This window comes from uncultured Desulfosarcina sp., assembly GCF_963664155.2.
GTDB lineage: Bacteria > Desulfobacterota > Desulfobacteria > Desulfobacterales > Desulfosarcinaceae > Desulfosarcina.
In genome coordinates this window covers 3,258,938-3,276,752 of record NZ_CAXXXH010000001.1, presented here as the reverse complement: position 1 = coordinate 3,276,752, position 17,815 = coordinate 3,258,938, and the positions used below count along the sequence as shown (strand labels likewise).

13 protein-coding genes are annotated in these 17,815 nt (G+C 56.5%); 3 read left to right on the top strand and 10 right to left on the bottom strand.

What is annotated here, in order from left to right; translation table 11 throughout:
• The first annotated feature begins 38 nt into the window (after positions 1-38).
• Positions 39-1,571, top strand: coding sequence for an AMP-binding protein (locus ACHZBS_RS14890; protein ID WP_319407308.1), 1,533 nt, complete (start codon positions 39-41; stop codon positions 1,569-1,571).
• Between the two features lie 152 nt (positions 1,572-1,723).
• On the opposite strand, the gene ACHZBS_RS14885 is transcribed toward ACHZBS_RS14890, so the two are convergent.
• The 10 genes from ACHZBS_RS14885 to ACHZBS_RS14840 form a co-directional block, all read right to left on the bottom strand.
• Complete coding sequence (locus tag ACHZBS_RS14885) at positions 1,724-3,577, bottom strand: acyl-CoA dehydrogenase (RefSeq protein WP_319407307.1); 1,854 nt, start codon at positions 3,575-3,577, stop codon at positions 1,724-1,726.
• A 229-nt stretch (positions 3,578-3,806) separates the two neighbouring features.
• Positions 3,807-4,967: an acyl-CoA dehydrogenase family protein gene (locus tag ACHZBS_RS14880; RefSeq protein ID WP_319407306.1), complete on the bottom strand. Its 1,161-nt coding sequence runs from the start codon at positions 4,965-4,967 to the stop codon at positions 3,807-3,809.
• A 163-nt stretch (positions 4,968-5,130) separates the two neighbouring features.
• Entirely contained in the window at positions 5,131-6,018 is an 888-nt protein-coding gene (locus ACHZBS_RS14875) for a MaoC/PaaZ C-terminal domain-containing protein (protein WP_319407305.1), read from the bottom strand.
• Positions 6,019-6,197: 179 nt separating this feature from the next.
• Complete coding sequence (locus ACHZBS_RS14870) at positions 6,198-8,882, bottom strand: long-chain-fatty-acid--CoA ligase (RefSeq protein ID WP_319407304.1); 2,685 nt, start codon at positions 8,880-8,882, stop codon at positions 6,198-6,200.
• A gap of 95 nt (positions 8,883-8,977) precedes the next feature.
• Complete coding sequence (locus ACHZBS_RS14865) at positions 8,978-10,159, bottom strand: thiolase family protein (protein WP_319407303.1); 1,182 nt, start codon at positions 10,157-10,159, stop codon at positions 8,978-8,980.
• A 12-nt stretch (positions 10,160-10,171) separates the two neighbouring features.
• Complete coding sequence (locus tag ACHZBS_RS14860) at positions 10,172-11,320, bottom strand: hypothetical protein (protein WP_319407302.1); 1,149 nt, start codon at positions 11,318-11,320, stop codon at positions 10,172-10,174.
• Between the two features lie 225 nt (positions 11,321-11,545).
• Positions 11,546-12,097 carry a hypothetical protein gene (locus ACHZBS_RS14855; protein WP_319407301.1) on the bottom strand — a complete coding sequence of 184 codons (552 nt, stop codon included), beginning with the start codon at positions 12,095-12,097 and terminating at the stop codon, positions 11,546-11,548.
• Positions 12,098-12,102: 5 nt separating this feature from the next.
• The gene (locus ACHZBS_RS14850; protein ID WP_319407300.1) at positions 12,103-12,768 is read right to left on the bottom strand and encodes a TetR/AcrR family transcriptional regulator; all 666 of its coding nucleotides are present in this window, start codon (positions 12,766-12,768) and stop codon (positions 12,103-12,105) included.
• Between the two features lie 130 nt (positions 12,769-12,898).
• Complete coding sequence (locus tag ACHZBS_RS14845) at positions 12,899-14,035, bottom strand: acyl-CoA dehydrogenase (protein ID WP_319407299.1); 1,137 nt, start codon at positions 14,033-14,035, stop codon at positions 12,899-12,901.
• Between the two features lie 67 nt (positions 14,036-14,102).
• A complete protein-coding gene (locus ACHZBS_RS14840; RefSeq protein WP_319407298.1) occupies positions 14,103-15,245 on the bottom strand; it encodes an acyl-CoA dehydrogenase family protein in 1,143 nt (380 codons plus the stop codon).
• 430 nt (positions 15,246-15,675) lie between these two features.
• Between ACHZBS_RS14840 and ACHZBS_RS14835 the strand changes: the two genes are divergently transcribed.
• Positions 15,676-16,134: a MarR family transcriptional regulator gene (locus ACHZBS_RS14835; RefSeq protein WP_319407297.1), complete on the top strand. Its 459-nt coding sequence runs from the start codon at positions 15,676-15,678 to the stop codon at positions 16,132-16,134.
• A 1-nt stretch (position 16,135) separates the two neighbouring features.
• The gene (locus ACHZBS_RS14830; RefSeq protein ID WP_319407296.1) at positions 16,136-17,635 is read left to right on the top strand and encodes an SDR family oxidoreductase; all 1,500 of its coding nucleotides are present in this window, start codon (positions 16,136-16,138) and stop codon (positions 17,633-17,635) included.
• Positions 17,636-17,815: the final 180 nt, after the last annotated feature.

The following is a 17,815-nucleotide window of genomic DNA, read 5'->3' as shown; positions in this document are numbered from 1 at the left end:
TCTCTTTTTTACCTTCTGGCAACGAAAGGGAAGTCTCGATGAACATCGGCAGCCTATTACCCCACCATGCGCGCTATCGCCCCGGGCATCTCGCCTTTGTCTGCGGAGGCAACCGGTTCACCTACAAGGCTTTTAACGCCTACGTGAACAAGCTGGCCAATGCCCTCTTGGCCTGCGGACTGGTCAAGGGGGACAAGTTCGCCACGGTCCTGCCCAACTGTACCCAGCTCATGGCCGCCTATTGGGCCGCCGCCAAGACCGGAATGATCATCGTGCCGAGCAGCACCATGCTCAACGAGGGCGGGCTCACCACCCTGCTGAAAAACTCCGACACCGCCCTGGTGGTTGCCGATGGCTCCTTTGCCGATGTCCTGGACCGCATCCGCCCGGACCTGCCGGCCATTGAAAAGGATCGATACGTGCTGGTGGAGCCGGACGACCGCCGCGACGGATTCATCAGCTACGACGAATTCGTGGATTCTGCGAGCGAGGAAAACCCGCCCGAGGTTCCCATCCATGACCACGACATGTACAACATCATGTACTCCAGCGGCACCACCGGCGCACCCAAGGGCATCGTTCACACTCACTATGTCCGCGCCATGTACTGCACCATCTTCGCCGCCTCTTGGCGCATGACCCCCGAAAGCGTGTGCCTCCACGCCGGCGCCATCGTTTTCAACGGCGCCATGCTGGACCTGATGCCCTGGATGTTTTTAGGCGCCACCTACATTCTCCACGAGAAATTCGATCCGGAAGCATTCATCACCGCCATCGAGAAAGAGAAAGTAACCCACGTGGTAATGGTGCCGGCCCAAATCGTCGCCATCCTCAACAGCCCGGCCTATAACCCGGCCAGGTTGGCCTCCCTGGAAATGATCCATAACGTGGGCGCACCGCTGCTCCTTGAGTACAAGCATCGCCTCAACGAAACTCTGCCCGGGCGTTTCTACGAACTGTATGGACTTACCGAAGGATTCATGACCGTGCTTGACAAGCATGACGCCATACGCAAGGTGGGCTCCGTGGGCGTCCCGGCACCGTTTATGGAAATGCGCATCCTCGACGCCGATGGCAGGGAATGTAAACCCGGCGATATCGGCGAAATCTGCGGGAAAAGCCCGATGATGATGCCCGGCTACTACAAGCGGCCGGACCTGACCGAGAAAGCGATCATCGACGGATGGCTGCACACCGGAGATGCCGGCTACGTGGATGAAGACGGATTCCTGTTTCTCGTCGACCGGATCAAGGACATGATCATTTCCGGCGGCGTGAACGTTTACCCCAAGGACATCGAAGAGATCGTCATCCGCCATCCTGACGTCAGCGAGGTGGCCGTGATCGGCGTTCCCGACGACAAATGGGGCGAGGTGCCGGTTGCCACGGTGGTGCCCATGCCCGGGGCCACGATAACGCCGCAAGCCCTGATCGAATGGACCAACAGCCGGGTGGACGCCAAATTTCAGCGCATCCGCGATGTGGTCGTCATGGAGTCGTTTCCGCGCAATGTGGCCGGAAAAATGCTCAAACGAGAAATGCGCGACGCGTATAAAAAATCGGAAGACTGAGGTCGGAAATAAGAAGTCTGAGAAAAAAAACTGCATTCCGGATTCAGGGATTTCGGAATTAAGAAATTGAGGAATGGGGCCCCAGCTTGACGCCACACCCAGTAACCACTTAGTCCCTTAATCCCCCAATTCGGAATTAAATCTTTCGGTATCTAGTTCCCGAAAGATTTTTCCGGCATTTCCATGGCCGCGTCGCAGGTGCCGCTGATGGCGTCCATTTTTCCCATGGCCGTGGGGAGCAGGGTGTAGATATAAAATTCAGCCACCCGGAGCTTACCCTCGTAAAAGGCGGCGTGTTTGTTCTTCTCCACCTTCTCTTTCCTGACGGCCGGGTCGAGGCTGCCGGCATGCTTTTCCAGGCCGGGCACGGCGGCAACTGCTCGCCACAGATGCATCCATCCCATGATGACATCGCCGGTGACTTCCAGCAGCGGTTGGGCAAAGGCAAACGCCGTCATCACCTTGGGACTCATGGCCGTGGTACCCAGCGTCATGGCGGTTTCGCCCAGTCGGTTCACAGCCTTTTCCACCTTCTGGGCCATCGTTGCCAGCGATTCGATCCCTTTGGCCGCTGCGACCGTTTTCTGCATCTCACCCAGCAAGGCCAGGAAATATTTACCCTGCTTCATCCCCAGTTTGCGCCCCAGCAGATCCATGGCCTGGATCCCGTTGGTGCCTTCGTAGATGCTCGTGATTTTGCAGTCCCGCAGGTACTGCTCCACCGGGTACTCCATCGTGTAGCCATACCCGCCGTAGATCTGAACCGCCTGGTTGCACACCTCGAAAGCCTTGTCCGTGCAATAGGCCTTGACCACGGGGGTGAGCATTTCAATCAACCCCTGCCAGCGGTCCCGTTCGGCGTCGTCCCCGGCGATGGCCACCCGGTCGAAGCAGCTGCCTAGGTAGTAGACGAAGCTGCGCATGCCTTCTACGTATGACTTCATCCACATAAGCATGCGTCGCACATCCGGGTGCTGGATGATGGGAACCGATTGCGCGTCGGGATTCATCATCTGCAGCAGGTTTTTGCCCTGTTTGCGCTCCCGGGCGTAATTGAGGGCAAAGGAGAATGCCGCGCTGGCCATGGCAAATCCCTGGATGCCCACCCCCAACCGGGCCTCGTTCATCATGTGAAACATGACCCGCATGCCCTTGTTCTCCTCACCCAGCAGGATACCGATGCACTGGCCTCTGCCGCCCAAGGTGAGCGAACAGGTGGCGCTGCCGTGGATGCCCAACTTCTCCTCGATACCGGTGCAGACCACATCGTTGGTTTCGCCCAGGCTGCCGTCGGCATTGACCCGGATCTTGGGAACCAGAAACAGCGAGATCCCCTTGGTTCCGGCCGGCGCCCCCTCGATGCGCGCCAGCACCGGATGAATGATGTTCTCCGTCAGATCCTGTTCGCCGCCAGTGATGAAGATCTTGCTGCCATTAATCGACCAGGTGCCGTCGCCGTTCTTTTGCGCCGAGGTGGTCAGGCTGCCCACGTCGCTGCCGGCCTCGGGTTCGGTGAGCAGCATGGAGCCGCCCCACTGACCGGAGTACATCTTCCCGAGGTACAATTTCTTCTGTTCGTCGGTGCCGAACAGTTCCACCAGCTTGCCGGCCCCGTGGCACAGCCCCGGATACATGCAAAAGGAGGTGTTTGCGCCATTAAAATACTCGTGAACGGCGGATGCCGCGGTAACCGGCAGTCCCTGACCGCCCGATTCCGGATCATCCGCCAGGGCGATCCAGTCGCCCGCGCGATAAAGATCGTAAATCCGTCGATAGGCCTCGGGCACTTTTACCGAACCGCCTTCGAAGGCGCAGCCTTCACGATCCCCGGGAACGTTGGCGGGAAGCAGTTCCTTGACGGCCAGTGTGCGGGCCTCGGTGATGATCAGGTCCAGGGCCTTTTTGTTGAACTCCCGGAAGCGATCATGTTTGATCAATTTATCCAGTCCCAATTGCTCGTAAAGAACAAAATCCACGTCCCTGCGTTCAGCCAGTTCCAGTGCCATGTCGGTCTATTCTCCTGTTTCCCCTTCCGGATAAACCGGAAGTTCCAAATTCCAAGCAACAAATCTCAAATAAATTCCAAATAATAATATCTAAATGCCAAACAAAAACGAAGCGCCAAGGTTTGGAATTTGGATTATTGGGATTTATTTTGCATTTACTTTTTGGGCATTGTTATTTTTAATCTTCTCAATTCCCATTCGCCGAATTCCTGAATACCCAGATCCCCTATTACATCAACTTTGAGATAATCTCCTTCATTATCTCCGTCGTCCCCCCGCCGATAGACAGGATACGGTTGTCCCGATAGAGCCGCTCCACCAGCTGTCCGCGCATGTATCCGTAGCCGCCGAACAGCTGGACCGCATCGTAGGTCACCCGGTCGCTGACGCTGCAGGCGAAATTTTTGGCCATGGAGACCGCTTTGATCTGGTCGATGCCGGCATCGATCCTGGCAGCCACCCGCCAGGTGTACTCTTTGGCGACCTCCACCAGGGTGGCCATATCCACCAGCTTGTGGCGGGTAATCTGGAAACCGGTCAGTGTTTTGCCGAAGGCCTTGCGTTCCTTGGCGTAGGCCTGGGCCTCTTCGAACGCCATCTGGGCGGTCATGTATGCCATTATGGCCAATGATAACCGCTCTCCCTGAAAGTTCTCCATGATGGCATAGAACCCCTGGTTCTCTTCACCGATCAGATTGCTTACCGGCACCCGGCAGTCATCAAAGAAGATTTCCGCGGTGTCCGATGCCCACCAACCGGTTTTCTTGAGCGGAGTGGAGACGGAATAACCCGGAGTGTCGGACTCAATCACCAGCATGCTGATGCCTTGGGCGCCGGGATCTCCGGTGCGCACGGCACAGGTGATCTGGTCGGCCCGGGTACCGCTGGTGATAAAGGTCTTGCTGCCGTTGACGATATAATGGTCACCGTCGCGAACCGCCGTGGTGGCCAGGTTGGAAACATCCGACCCGCCACCGGGCTCGGTGATGGCCAAGGCCGCAATGCGGTCGCCGGCAACCACCGGATTGACGAATTTTTTTTTCTGCTCCTCGCTCCCGCGGCGGAGGATGGGCGGCAGGGCGATGTTCAACGATCCCAGGCCGGCCACGAACCCTCCGGAGCCCGAACGCATCAATTCCTCGCTGGCGGCGATGGTGAAAAAAATGTCACCAGGGGTGCCGCCGCACTCGTCAGGATAGCCGATGCCCAGAATGCCGACATCCCCGGCCTTCTTGTAAATCTCCCTAGGAAAAGTGCCCGCCTCTTCCCACTCGTCGATAAAGGGTTTGACCTCTTTGTCGACGAATTCCTTGACCGAGCGGCGCACCATGTCGTGGGCTTTGGTGAAATACTGCTGACAGTCGGCCCGGGTTGAATATTTTATGCCCATGGATTTTCTCCAATTAGCTATTTTATCCGACTAAACAATTCAAAATATAGAATTTTGGTTCAAGATCGAGGCAGATTCGGGATTCAAACCGCAGGCATACTGGAGTATGTCGAGGATTTGGATTCCGGATCCAACAAAGATATTGGGCCAAAAGGCATTTTTGTTAAGGACGAGGTGGCATCACCAGCGCCTTCCCCTCGGCCACCAGCTTGTCCTCCTGGTTGGTCCAGGTTAGGGACATGCGCACCCATTTGCGATCTTCCAGTTTTTCGATGATCTCGCCGGTACAGGTGATGGTGTCACCGAAGTAGGTGGGCGCCTTGAAGCGGGTGGTGATCTCCAAGGCCACCGTACCCAGACCCGGCAGCTTCATGCCCAGCACCGGTGCGCAGAGGCATTGAGGCAGCGCCCCGTGGGCGATGCGGGTACCGAAGGGCGTCTTTTTGGCAAATTCCTCGTTCATATGCATAGGGTTGAAATCACCTGAGATACCTGCAAACAGGTAAACGTCCGTCTCGGTGATGGTCTTGGTAAATGAGGCGGTCATGCCGATCTCCAACTCCTCGTAGGTGTATCCCAGTTTGACGTCATCTTTCATATCGGGCCGGAAATGGTCGATGTCCATGATGGTAGCCGTGGTCTTTTTGGCAAACACCGCCTTGACTCGCAGGCCCTTTTGCATCTGGCTGACGGGAATTCCTTTGACGATGTGGACCAGCGGCGTGTCGGCGCCGTCCAACAGGATCAGGGCCTGGACATACGGCGGGTCGAAGGGCTGGTGAGGTTCCTCGTAGCGAATAACCGTAAAGCCGGTCACCGTTCCCGTATTTTTCACCTCCACCCAGTTATCGGAAATATCGACGAAACAGCGCTCGCAGGTGGAACGAGGCGGCACGAATACTTTGCCGCAGCGGTCGCATTTGAGCCCCATGATTTTCTTTTTATCCCTGATGGTCGTGATAAACCGGCTGCCTGTCCTGCCGGCAAAATACTGGTAGGGAAGGGCCAGCTTCCCATCCACCACGAAGCTGTCTGCGTGTTTAGCATCCATGTTGTCTCCTTTTTAAAGAAGGGTTCCAGGGTTCGAGGATGCAAAAGGTCAAGTGATATCTTTTGAATGTTCACCTAACATCTCTTCGATACCCTTGAATCCTAGACCCCTCGACCCCTTGCATTCTTTGAATTTTTTAGTATTTTTAATTTTTTTCCCGAAGGATCAATCCTCCCCCGTCACTCCACAATCTCGAAATACTTGATGTCCGTGATGGCACCGATACGCTTTTCGTTCCATACCGGACGCACCCGGACGCCGCGTTTAACCTTGGAGAAATCGTCGGTTACCAGCTCGTGCCACAGGGTTTCATGGCCCTTGCACCCATCCAGGAGAAAATGAGCCGAGATATAGGGCGTTTCCCGACTTTCGCCGGTCAAGGGGTCCGGGCTGGCATAATAGGTGATGTCCGGGGTGGCGATGACGCCTCCCGGCCCCACCTCCACCCATTCTTCCGCGCGAACCTTGCACTCGGCGCAGACTTCTCTGGGGGGAAGCTGAAGCCGCCCGCAACTGGGGCATTTGTTGGCCAGGATTTTCTTCTTTTTGAAGGCCCTAAGAAATTTTCCCATTACCGGACCGGTGGCAAAGCGCTGAGGGATGGAAAGGACCTGGTTAAGCCGGAGCAGCTCTTCCTTCTTCTCTTCCTGACCGGCGGGACCGGGCGGGGTGTATTTTTTGAAGAACTGGGCTGCCTTGACCAGCAGGCCCATCTCTCCTTCGACTTTGAGCTTACCCGAGGAGAAGGCGGTCATGCCGTCCAGCTTGCCCAGCGTGATGGCAATCCAGTCCTTGGCGCTGCAGGTGGTGGTCACCTGCGGGTCGTGCAGCCCCGCCTTGACCGCTACCTTGCCGTCGGCCACGCATACGGTCCACTCCCCACCGCCGCTGCCGGTGATGATATAGCCGTAGTTGGCAGTGACGCCGGCCACCCCGTCGGGGTTGACCCGCGATTCCATGGTTCCGAAAATATCCGCTACCGTGACCTGTGGTGCCGGTGCTGGAGGCTGATATTTTTTAAAAAACTGGGCTGCCTTGACCAGCAGGCCCATCTCTCCTTCGACTTTGAGCTTACCCGAGGAGAAGGCGGTCATGCCGTCCAGCTTGCCCAGCGTGATGGCAATCCAGTCCTTGGCGCTGCAGGTGGTGGTCACCTGCGGGTCGTGCAGCCCCGCCTTGACCGCTACCTTGCCGTCGGCCACGCATACGGTCCACTCCCCACCGCCGCTGCCGGTGATGATATAGCCGTAGTTGGCAGTGACGCCGGCCACCCCGTCGGGGTTGACCCGCGATTCCATGGTTCCGAAAATATCTGCCACGGTGACCTGCGGACCTTTGTCCTTTGTCGGCCTTGGTGTCAGGCCCCATTCGCGCAACTCTTTTTTCAGCACTTTGCCGATGGGGCTGCGCGGAAAATCGTCTTCGATAATCTCCACATATTTGGGCACCTTGAACCGGGCCAGGTTTTTCTCGCAGAATTCGATCACCTCCGCCTCGGTCAGATCATCGTCCAGGGAGATGATAAACACTTTAACTTCTTCACCCATGGTGTCGTCCGGGACTCCCACCGTAGCCGCCTCCTGGATCATGGGATGGGTGGCCAGCAGGTTGTCGATCTCCTTGGGGTAGATATTCTCCCCACCACGGATAATCATGTCCTTGATGCGGTCGACAATGAATATGTAGCCGTCGTCGTCCATTACACCAACGTCACCGGTATGCAGGTATCCGTCGACGATGGTGTCGGCCGTCTCTTCAGGACGGTTGAAATACCCCTTCATGACCGCATCACCGCCGATGCATATTTCTCCTGCATTTCCTCGTGGGCATTCACTGCCATTCTCGTCCAGAATCTTAATATTCTGTCCGGGAAGCGGCAGGCCGATGGAGCCGGTCTTTCTCTCCCCGTCCCGGGGGTTGAGGGTGCTCACGCAGGTGGCCTCGGTGAGTCCGTAACCTTCCACAATGGGAATGCCGAACGTCTTCTGAAAATTCTTCATGGTCTCTTCGGTCAGCGGCGCCGCCCCGCAGATGCCGAACTGCAAACTGCTCAGGTCGTACTTCTGACGGGTCGGGTCGGAAAGCAGGATCTGGTAAACCGCCGGTACGGCCGACCAGAAGTTGACCTTGTAGCGGTCCACCACCTCCCAGAATTCGCTGGCGGAAAACTGCCGCCGCAGAACGATCTGCAACCCGATGCCCAATGCAAAGGTGCACGAAAGCATGGCGTTGACGTGAAACAGGGGCAAAAAAATCAGGGCGGTCATGTTCTCTTCCAGGCTGAGCGCCCGGGTCACCCCGTCCACGTCGGCCAGGACGTTTTTATGGGACAGCAAAACGCCCTTTGGATTACCGGTGGTACCGGAGGTGTAGAAAATGTAGGCCGTGTCATCGGCGTCACCGTCACAGGTCACGGGCGATTCGTCACCTTCAGCCAGAAGCGCAGCGAAATCGATGTGCTCGGATCGCGGATTGTCGCCCACCTCGATGACTTTCTCCAGGTGGGGGCAATTGGCCTTGATCTCATCCAGAATGGGCAGGTACTGGTCCTCGACAATCAGTCCCCGTCCTTTGGAGTCATTAAGCAGATACTGCACCTCCGGTGCTTTCCACCAGCCGTTCACCGGCCCGGCCACGGCGCCGATCTTCTGGATGGCGAAATAGGCCACCAGCGTCTGGGGGCTGTTTTGCACGAGCACGTGAATGAAGTCCCCCTTTTCAAACCCCTGGCGTTTCAAGGCATTGGCCAGGATGTTCACCTGTCTGCCAAACTCGGCATAGGTTACCGTCTGATCATAAAACTGGAGATAAGGGTGGTCCGTGTATCGCTGCACGGCCGTGTCCAGATATGTACCCAGGTTCATGGTATCCTCCACATGGGTTGCACTAATGGTTGATCAATCATTTAAATTCCGACTTCCGTCTTCGGTCTTCCGACCTCAGTTTGCTGTCATCAGCGCTACCAGGGAACATGCCGCGTCAGCAGCGTCAGCACCGTCCACATGGTGCCGCCAAATCCCGAGGCCAGGGCCTGGTTCACCGTCTTGGGAACCTGGTGCGTGCCCGCTTTTCCCATGATCTGCAGGGCCGCCTCGGCCACGCGCACCATGGCGGTGGCGCCGATGGGATTGGACGCGGTCACGCCGCCGGACGGGTTCACCGGAAAGGCACCGTCCATGGCGATTTCGTCGTTTTCGATCATCTTCAGGTGTTCGTCGCCCTCCAGCAGGAGAAATTCCCTCAGCCAATCCGAGCCCCACCAGCTGGACGGGTCGTACATCTCGAACAGGTCGATCTCCTCACGGGGATTGCCGATACCACAGCGTTCGAACAATTTCCGGGCCGCATAACGGTGGGTGCTCAGCACCGGCGCGTCGCCGAAGATGCAGAACATCTCCTCCCGGTGGGCGGTGACGTGGTCCTTGATCCAGGCGGGCTGATCGCATAACTGTTTCGCTTTCTCCTCCGAGGCGAAAATCATGACGCAGGCGCCGTCGCTCTGGGAACACATGTGAATCATGCGAAGTTCGCCTACCAGAGCCGGCGAATTGGCCGCCAAATCGTCCGCCTGGTCGAACTCCAGGCCCAGTCGCCGGTGGGCTTTATCGTTTTTCATGGCATGCTTGTCCATGATTATGCGATATTTCATGGCCACCTTTTTGGCCCGCTCCTCACCGAATTCATCGATCATCTGGGCGGCAGTCATCCCGGTGAGGGCACCGGTCTGAAGCTGTCGGCCCCACAGGGGATCGGCCATGTTGGTGATCCCGCCGGTGGTATGCCCCTCCTGAAGCTTTTCAAAGCCGATGGCCATCACCACATCATGCATGCCGGACGCCACCAGATGATCCGCCGCGCACACCAGGGTCGCACCGGTAGTGCCGCCGGTGGTCACCCGCAGGCTCTCCTTACCGTAGGCACCGGTGCCCAGCGTGTGCCACAGATCCGGCTGGTGGACCATTTCAAACAACTCCATATTACCGTGAACGATACAATCCACATCATCCAATGTGATACCGGCACTTTCCAGTGCTTCGACCACCGCTTCCTGAATCATTTCCGGCTGGTTGACCTCTTCGCGATGACTGGAGTAAACCGATTGTCCGACGCCGATAATGCCGACATTTCTATTTTTTTGCATGGGTTTCCTCCTTTAATCCCGTGCCAGGGTGACGACTGAATGGAACTGTCCCGCCGGCCCCATCATGCCGTGGGCCAGGGCCGTAGCAACATTGTCCACCTGATGGCCATTGGCCTTTCCCATAAGCTGCAAAGAGGCTTCCGCCGCCCGCACCAATCCTCCCAGAATCAAGGGATTGCCGGCCAGTGTGCCTCCGGAAGGATTGATCACCGTCCTGCCCGCGCTCCCGACACTGGCGGCAAGACCGCCGGTGCCGGCATCGCAGAGCCCCAAGCCTTCGATCCACATGGGCTGCTGGTAGGCGTAAAAATCCGATACTTCCACCACATCAAAAGCGGTTTTCGGGTCGGCGATGCCGGCCCGCCGGTAGGCCCGCCTGGCCGCTTCCTTAAGGGCGAAATTGGATGCCAGGTCCCGGTCTCCCAGGAAAAAAGAATCCATGCAGTTGCCCACACCGGTGATCCACACCGGTGTATCGGTAAACTCCTTGACGCGATCCTCAGCCACCAGCAACATACCCACGGCACCGTCGGAAACCGGGTAGGCGTGAAGCTGGCGGATCGGATCGGCCAACATGGGAGAATTCATGACTTCTTCGGCCGTAACCGCCTCAACCGCAGGCAGCCGATCGTTTTTCAGCGCATTCTCGCGGGATCGGACCACCACGGCTGCCAACTGTTCCTCAGTGATGCCCGACTGGTCCATGTAAGCCTGGGCCTGGAGCCCGGCAGCCGCACAAAAATCAAGCCCCACCGGCCGGGTGTAGAAGGGGTCGAAGGCGACATGGGTCACCATGTTGCGGCTTTGGCATTGGGACTCCTTGCAATGCCCCACAATCAGGACCACATCCACGTGGCCCGACTGGATGGCGGCAAGGCCGTAGTAAATGGCCTGAATGCCCTCCTGGGCAACCTTCTCCTCACACCCGAAATGAGCACCGAGGACATCGGTCATCGCGTTGTCCGAAATAGTGCGGGCATCGAAGATGTCGTCCGACACGTTGATGGACATGCCGATGCCCCTGTTTTCGGAAAAATCGACGCCGGTTTGCGCCTGGATCGATTCGAGCACCTCCAGGGCCATGCCCTGGAACCGCTCGTTCCATTTGTCCGGTTCATAGGTGGTTTGACCCACCGCACAAATGCCCACTCGTCTTGCCATAACCGCGATCCTCCTTGAAAGATAGATTCGTGGAAGTGAAAAATGGTGGAGTTAAGGAACCTTAGGCGCTCAATTGGCAAACGGCTCCTTGCTCCGATATTCCCGGATAGATAACTTTTTTCGGGAGAAGGGTATGATCCGTTTCAAAGAAGGGGTGGATGGGTTGCGACACCGGCATCCAGCCTGCTTCGGCTCACGCGGCCTCCCGGTTTATGCCGCCGGTTGTCAGCCGGCGTAACAGTTCCAGAATGCATTGTTTTTTATGGCCCGGATGATGCTGTCCTTGTCCCGGGCACAATCCATTTCCACCCAGGCCCGCCCGCATCCCTGAATGGTGTGGGCGTCGTCCGTGGCGATTTTGGGAAACGGAATATCATCGATTTCATATTCAGGGGTCCGGAAACCCTTGGTGGTGACTTCCACCGCATCGATGGGCAACCGCTCGGCCACCGCCTTGATGCGCGCAATCGCCTTGGCCAAGGGAAGATCCAGCTCCGCAGGGTGGTTGAAGACATGCAGAATTTCACGGTCTCCGTCGATGCGGTTGACATGCAGATAGCCCTTCTCAAAAATGGTCAGTTCCAGTCCGGTGAACACAATCATCTCCGTATTGAGCGTTTTTACCTCGTCATAGCATCCGCCGCGCAGCAGGTAGTCGTGGTCGGTCAGGGCTATAAAGTCGAAGCCTAGCCCGGCGTACACGGATACGGTCTGGCCGATGGACAGGGTACCGTCGGAGCAGGTGGTGTGCACATGCAGTGCGCCTTTAAGATGCATGCCCGCTACCGAAAGAGGTTTTCGATGCCACCGATGATGAAGTCTATCGCATCCTGCCCGATAACCTTCAAATCCGCGGATCGATCCTGCCAGATCAGGTATTGGTAGGCGAGGCGCTCGAACATGCCCATGATGCTGGTAGCCATAACCTCCGCCGACAGGTTGCTCTGGAACCGGGCGCCCTGGTTCTCGCTAACCCGGATCAGGGCCTGGCAGACGTCATCGATTAGCTTGTCGAAGATCTTCTTGCGGTGGGCTTCCACCACCTCGCTCTGCCCTACCGATTCTCTGAAAAAAATAGTGAGGCTCTCCGGATGATTGGGACAGAAATCGTCGAAAAAGATCCTGCCGGCCTCGCGGATCCCGGCCAGGGAGATATCCGTGCCGACAAAGGCCGATCCCAGCATGTTGCGAAGATCGAAGCCGATCTGGCTGAGCAGCTTGACCAGCAGGTCTTCTTTATTCTTGAAGTAAAAATAAAGCGTCCCCACCGACACCTCTGCCGCATCGGCGATCTTCTCCATACTGGCCTTATGGTAGCCGTCGATGGCAAACAGCCTCTGGGCCGCGCTCAAAATGGTTTCCAGGCGCTGTTCGCGCTCCCGCTGCCGCCGAAGAGCGCTTTTGGATAAAGGCGCCGCCGTTTCCTTCTTGTTGCTCTTTTTGTTCATCTCCTCTCCGAAATTTCAGGGAAGTTCAGTAACCATGAACCGAAGCAATGATTGCCCGGAACTGCCAGTGCCGCACCACCTGTGTAGCCGAAAAAATGAACCGGCACAAACGCTTTTCTTCGAGTCCTGGTCAACGTCTTCCCAATGCCGCATCGCCGATCCGCACCCGGGCGATTTCCGTCGAGATGCCGGCAATTTGTCCGAATTTGGCACAACGGTAGGCGCGTTCGGCCGCACCGCCCGACCGGTAACCTTCCCCGGACAGAATCTGCAGCGCCTTTCCCGCAACGCTTTCCGCCGCTTCGGTGCAGAACACCTTGGCACACAGAGTCAGCACGCCGGCCTCCTTGGGGTCTTCATCGGCCATCCAGGCTGCCCGGTAAGCATAAAGCTGAGACGTTTGATAGAGAGTGAGCATTTCCGACAGTTTGAACCCCACCTCCTGGTAGGCGATGACCGGCTTGCCACCTGACCGGTGGCTCTTGGCGTAGTCCCTCGCCGCCTCGAAACTGCTCTTCATCATGCCCAAGGCGGCGGCGATGAGGATCTGGTTCTCCCACAGCTTCAGCAGGTCCAGGCATCGGTTGGTTTCGATCGGCCCGATGATATGGCTTTCCGGTACCATGACGCTATCCAGTTCCAGGCCGCAGATTGCCAGTCCGTCGTATCCCATGGTTTCAATGCGTTCGGTCAGGGTCAGGCCGGGTGTCTCCTTCTCAATCAGATAAACGGCTGTCTGGTCATCGAGACGCCCAACCACGGCGAACCAGTCGGCAATCGGTCCGTTGACCACATAGCTTTTGGCGCCGCTGACCGCAATTCGACCGCCCTCACGGATCCCGATGGTGGCCAGCGGGTCGTTTTCCACATTCATGGCCGATTCGGAAAGGGCCACGGCACCGATGACTTCTCCCAATGCCAGTTTCTCAACTATTTTAGGCCTGTCATCCGCGGGTTCCTGCAGGCGCAGGATACGCCCGAACAACCGTGTGCTCATTTCCACGGACAGAAAAATGGAAGGCGCAATCCCGGACAATTGTTCCATGGCGGCCATCAGCGCCAGGGTCCCGGACAGCGGCGCACCTTCTTTTAAGAGTCCGATTTTAAGGTAATCCAGGGGAGCGAGCACGGCCAGGGAATCCGTCAGGTGGTTTCGGATCATCGACGGATCACCGGATTCCAGATCTTGCGCTTTTGAAAAGGCCGCCATCGTATTGCTGACCTGGGCGAGAAACGTTTTCTCTTTTTCGGAAAAATCAAAATTCATAATTTTCTCCTCGCATGCGGCAAACCACGTCCTGAATCGAAAAATAGCGCCATCCCGTATTTACGATTCAAATCAGTTTTGAAATGATCATTTTTTGAATCTCAGATGTTCCGCCGCCGATGGGTGCCAGCCGGGTATCCCGGAAAATTCGCTCCACATCGAATTCATGAGTGTATCCATAGCCGCCGTGCAGGGTGACCGCATCATTGGTGACGGCCAGGCTCCAGTCGCCGATAAACAGCTTGGCAATGGCCGCCTCCAGGTGGTTGAGGGGGCGCCCCTGGTCCTTGCACCAGGCGATGCGATATACGAGGGTGCGTGCGGCCTCCCCGAAAATCCGCATATCGGCCAGCTTGTGCTTGATGGCCTGGAACGCGCCGATGGGCCGGCCGAACTGAACCCGTCCCTTGGCGTAGTCGGCACACTTTTTCAGCATGTACGTGGTAACACCCACAAACGGCGCCAGCAGGGCACTGCGGTCCCATTCCACGGTCTGCATGGCGTATAGAAATCCTTCGCCCTCTTTCCCGAGCAGGTTTTCAGCAGGGATCTCACAATCCGTGAATACCAGTTCGCTGGTCTGGGAGGTACGCACACCCATCTTAATCAGGGGTGGGCCGGGAGAGAATCCAGGGGTGCCCTTTTCGACGATGAAGGCGCTGATGCCGGCATGAGCCAATTCGAGGTTCGTCTTGGCATAGACCACGGCCACATCGGCGATGGGGCCGTTGGTAATCCACATTTTGGTGCCGTTGAGCACATAGGAATCGCCTCGTTTTTCAGCCGTGGTCGTCATCGACGCCACGTCAGACCCGGCATCCGGCTCGGACAGGCCCATGCAACCGATCCACTCGCCCGAGGCGAGTTTGGGGATATAGCATTTGCGTTGGGCTTCGGTGCCATTACGAAACAGCGTATCGGCACACAAAAAGGTGTGGGCACCGTAGGCAAGGGTCAGTCCGCCGTCCACCCCCGCTTCACCCAAGGCTTCTCCGGCCAGGACGGTGGTAACCACATCGGCGCCTTCTCCACCGTATTCCGTGGGGAAGTGAAGCCCCAGCAGACCGAAATCCCCCATCTTGCGGAAGGATTCGAAATCGAAGGCCTCTTTCAGATCGTGCTCCTGAACCCGGGGAACGATTTCCTTTTTGGCAAATCGGAGCACCTCTTTTTTGAACATGAGCTGTTCTCTGGTGAATGCGAAATCCATTTTCTCTATGTCCCTCCCTCACCTGGCATGCGTTTGTGCGGCGCCTGCTACAAGCTGCGAATTGATTGAAGTTGATTATAAATTCGAATTCAGTTCAATCCTTGAATCAATCAAGTAGACGATCCATCAGCCCTTGTCAAGCGCAATATGAAGTTGATTATAAATTCGAATTAAATTCATATTGCGAATCACCCACCCCCCTCACTTCTTTAGCGGATTGGTGCCCATTGTAAATTTTGTAAATTATCAATTAGTTATAGTTTAATGCCAAATTTTTTGCGCCGGTGATAAACCCGATTCACTATCTTCCGGACGTTTCTAAATAGAATGAATCAATATTTACTTGCAATCTGCAATTAAATAACCCAAGGTAGTTCCTGAATCGACTGCAGCTTGATCGTTCCCTTCAATCCGACGCGTGGACAAAATCATGTTAACCGGCATCTCCCGGCAGGATCTGGATGAAATTCTTTTCGGCGCACTGCAGGCCATCTACCGTTTCGAGCGCGTCAAGGTGCAGCGATTCGGTCTGACGTATGAGCAGATCTATCTGTTGCAGTTTTTGAGGAGAAAAGGGCCGGCCGCCATGAGCCCTATCGCTGTTGAAATGAAAATTCCACTCAGCACTGCCACCCGACTCATCGACCGCATGGAAAAACGCCACCTGTTGAATCGGCGCCAAAGCCACGGCGACAAACGAAGCCGAATCGTGGAAATAACAACAGAAGGAGAAAATCTGGTGCAGGCGGTCGAAGAACACACCTTTTCCACGATCTCATCCAATCTCGACAATCTGGTGGATGTGGACCTCGGCGGCGTCATCCGGACCGCCATGAGCTTGAAGGGGATACTCAGCGACGACCCAACCATGGAACAAAAAGGGGAATGACATGCAACTGGACGGAGCGTTGGCGGTGGTGACCGGTGGGGCCATGGGCATGGGGAAAATCGTCAGCCGTCGACTGCTGGAGGCCGGATGCGACGTAGCGCTGGTGGATGTAAATGAAAAAGCCCTTTCATCCACGGCCGACGAATTGTCTTCAATCGGGACCTGCCGCCCATACGTCTGCGATATCGCCGACCGCCACGCCGTCTATTCCCTGGCAAAAACCATCCAAGCCCAGATGGGGTCCGTCACCATCCTGGTGAACAACGCCGGTATCGTTAAACCGGCGCCCCTTAACCAATTGGCGGACGAAACCATTGAGAAAATTCTGCAGGTAAACCTCACCGCGCAGTTCTGGACCTGCAAAGCCTTTTTGCCGGCCATGATCGCCCGGAACAAGGGTCACGTGGTCAATATGGCTTCCGCTGGCGGCATTCTCGCCCTGCCCAACCTGACAGCCTATTGTGCCAGCAAATTCGGTGTCGTGGGATTCACCGATGCCCTTCGTCAGGAGATGAAAAAACAGAAAATTAACATCAATTTTACCTTGGTCTGCCCCAACACCGTGGGAACCGGCATGTTCGAAGGCTCAAAAATGGTAGCCGGCACCCGACTGCTCGACCCTGAGGATGTTGCTGCAAAAATCCTTGCAGGCATCCGCAAAAACAAAGCCATGGTGGCGGTGCCGTCGTTACCCGTAAAAATCTTCACCCCCCTGGCCAAAGCACTCCTGCCGATCAGCCTCATGGATCACCTCAACCAGATCCTGGGGATGTGGGGTGCCAACGACACATGGACCGGCAGGAAAGACAACCGACCGGCCTCATTATCCGTTCCGGCGCCCAAAAGGCACTGGCTGCTCAAACGTGCCGTTGGCCTCTTCGCGGTGCTCGTCCTCCTGAACATCCTGATCACCGGCATCAATATTTTACAAAACGGCATCGGTGGCTGGAATGGCCGAAGCATGCAGCAGATTCTCGGCGTTGCGCCTCACCTCGCCACGCTTGCGGATGTTGAACGCTTGTCAAAATCCGAAGTGAAACAACTCTACCATGCCGCGTCGACGCCATCCATGTCCGACCTTAAGGGTGAATTCAAGGCAAAGAACCTTTCGGTGGGCATCATGGCGCCGGCCGCCAACTTTTATACCCACCATTTCTTCGGACCGGGACGGTGGATGGGCAAAGGATTCATGTCTGAAGATGGCCGGACCGGCAATGGATACAATCTGTTCATGGACAAAGGCAGCGAAGGGACCGTCATCCGCGCACGCAGAATGAAGACCCGTGTCGACACATCGGTTTACGATGAAAAAGACAGTTTCCATCTTGACTATAGTCCATTCAATGGCGGAATCGTCCACGGGATGCGCGATGAACTCCGAATGATCAACCCGGCCCTGTTCATCGGTATGGGCTATATGCCCATTGGCGGCGGCGCCATCAACCCGGGTCCGTTTGTGGTTTTTGGATCACCGGCGCCCTGGGTGAGCCCGGGAAAATAGATCGCCGCCGCATTGAATCGTGTTCAACAACTACTTGCAATTCACGCCCTGCGCTGCTTGACAAGGCCCCATCCCTATACTAACAAAAATGGCGTTCGCCACATCCTTTCCGTCAACCAACCGTCATCTCGCCCTTTTCCACGAACGCGGAAAACCTCGGCCCGGTTGTTCCGGGCCGGT

Excerpts from the sequence above, each read along its gene's own strand:
- ACHZBS_RS14855 (WP_319407301.1), bottom strand. The coding sequence starts at position 12,097 with ATGCATCTTAAAGGCGCACTGCATGTGCACACCACCTGCTCCGACGGT.
- ACHZBS_RS14875 (WP_319407305.1), bottom strand. The coding sequence starts at position 6,018 with ATGGATGCTAAACACGCAGACAGCTTCGTGGTGGATGGGAAGCTGGCC.
- ACHZBS_RS14880 (WP_319407306.1), bottom strand. The coding sequence starts at position 4,967 with ATGGGCATAAAATATTCAACCCGGGCCGACTGTCAGCAGTATTTCACC.
- ACHZBS_RS14840 (WP_319407298.1), bottom strand. The coding sequence starts at position 15,245 with ATGGATTTCGCATTCACCAGAGAACAGCTCATGTTCAAAAAAGAGGTG.
- ACHZBS_RS14885 (WP_319407307.1), bottom strand. The coding sequence starts at position 3,577 with ATGGCACTGGAACTGGCTGAACGCAGGGACGTGGATTTTGTTCTTTAC.
- ACHZBS_RS14835 (WP_319407297.1), top strand. The coding sequence starts at position 15,676 with ATGTTAACCGGCATCTCCCGGCAGGATCTGGATGAAATTCTTTTCGGC.
- ACHZBS_RS14860 (WP_319407302.1), bottom strand. The coding sequence starts at position 11,320 with ATGGCAAGACGAGTGGGCATTTGTGCGGTGGGTCAAACCACCTATGAA.
- ACHZBS_RS14870 (WP_319407304.1), bottom strand. The coding sequence starts at position 8,882 with ATGAACCTGGGTACATATCTGGACACGGCCGTGCAGCGATACACGGAC.
- ACHZBS_RS14890 (WP_319407308.1), top strand. The coding sequence starts at position 39 with ATGAACATCGGCAGCCTATTACCCCACCATGCGCGCTATCGCCCCGGG.
- ACHZBS_RS14845 (WP_319407299.1), bottom strand. The coding sequence starts at position 14,035 with ATGAATTTTGATTTTTCCGAAAAAGAGAAAACGTTTCTCGCCCAGGTC.
- ACHZBS_RS14850 (WP_319407300.1), bottom strand. The coding sequence starts at position 12,768 with ATGAACAAAAAGAGCAACAAGAAGGAAACGGCGGCGCCTTTATCCAAA.
- ACHZBS_RS14865 (WP_319407303.1), bottom strand. The coding sequence starts at position 10,159 with ATGCAAAAAAATAGAAATGTCGGCATTATCGGCGTCGGACAATCGGTT.
- ACHZBS_RS14830 (WP_319407296.1), top strand. The coding sequence starts at position 16,136 with ATGCAACTGGACGGAGCGTTGGCGGTGGTGACCGGTGGGGCCATGGGC.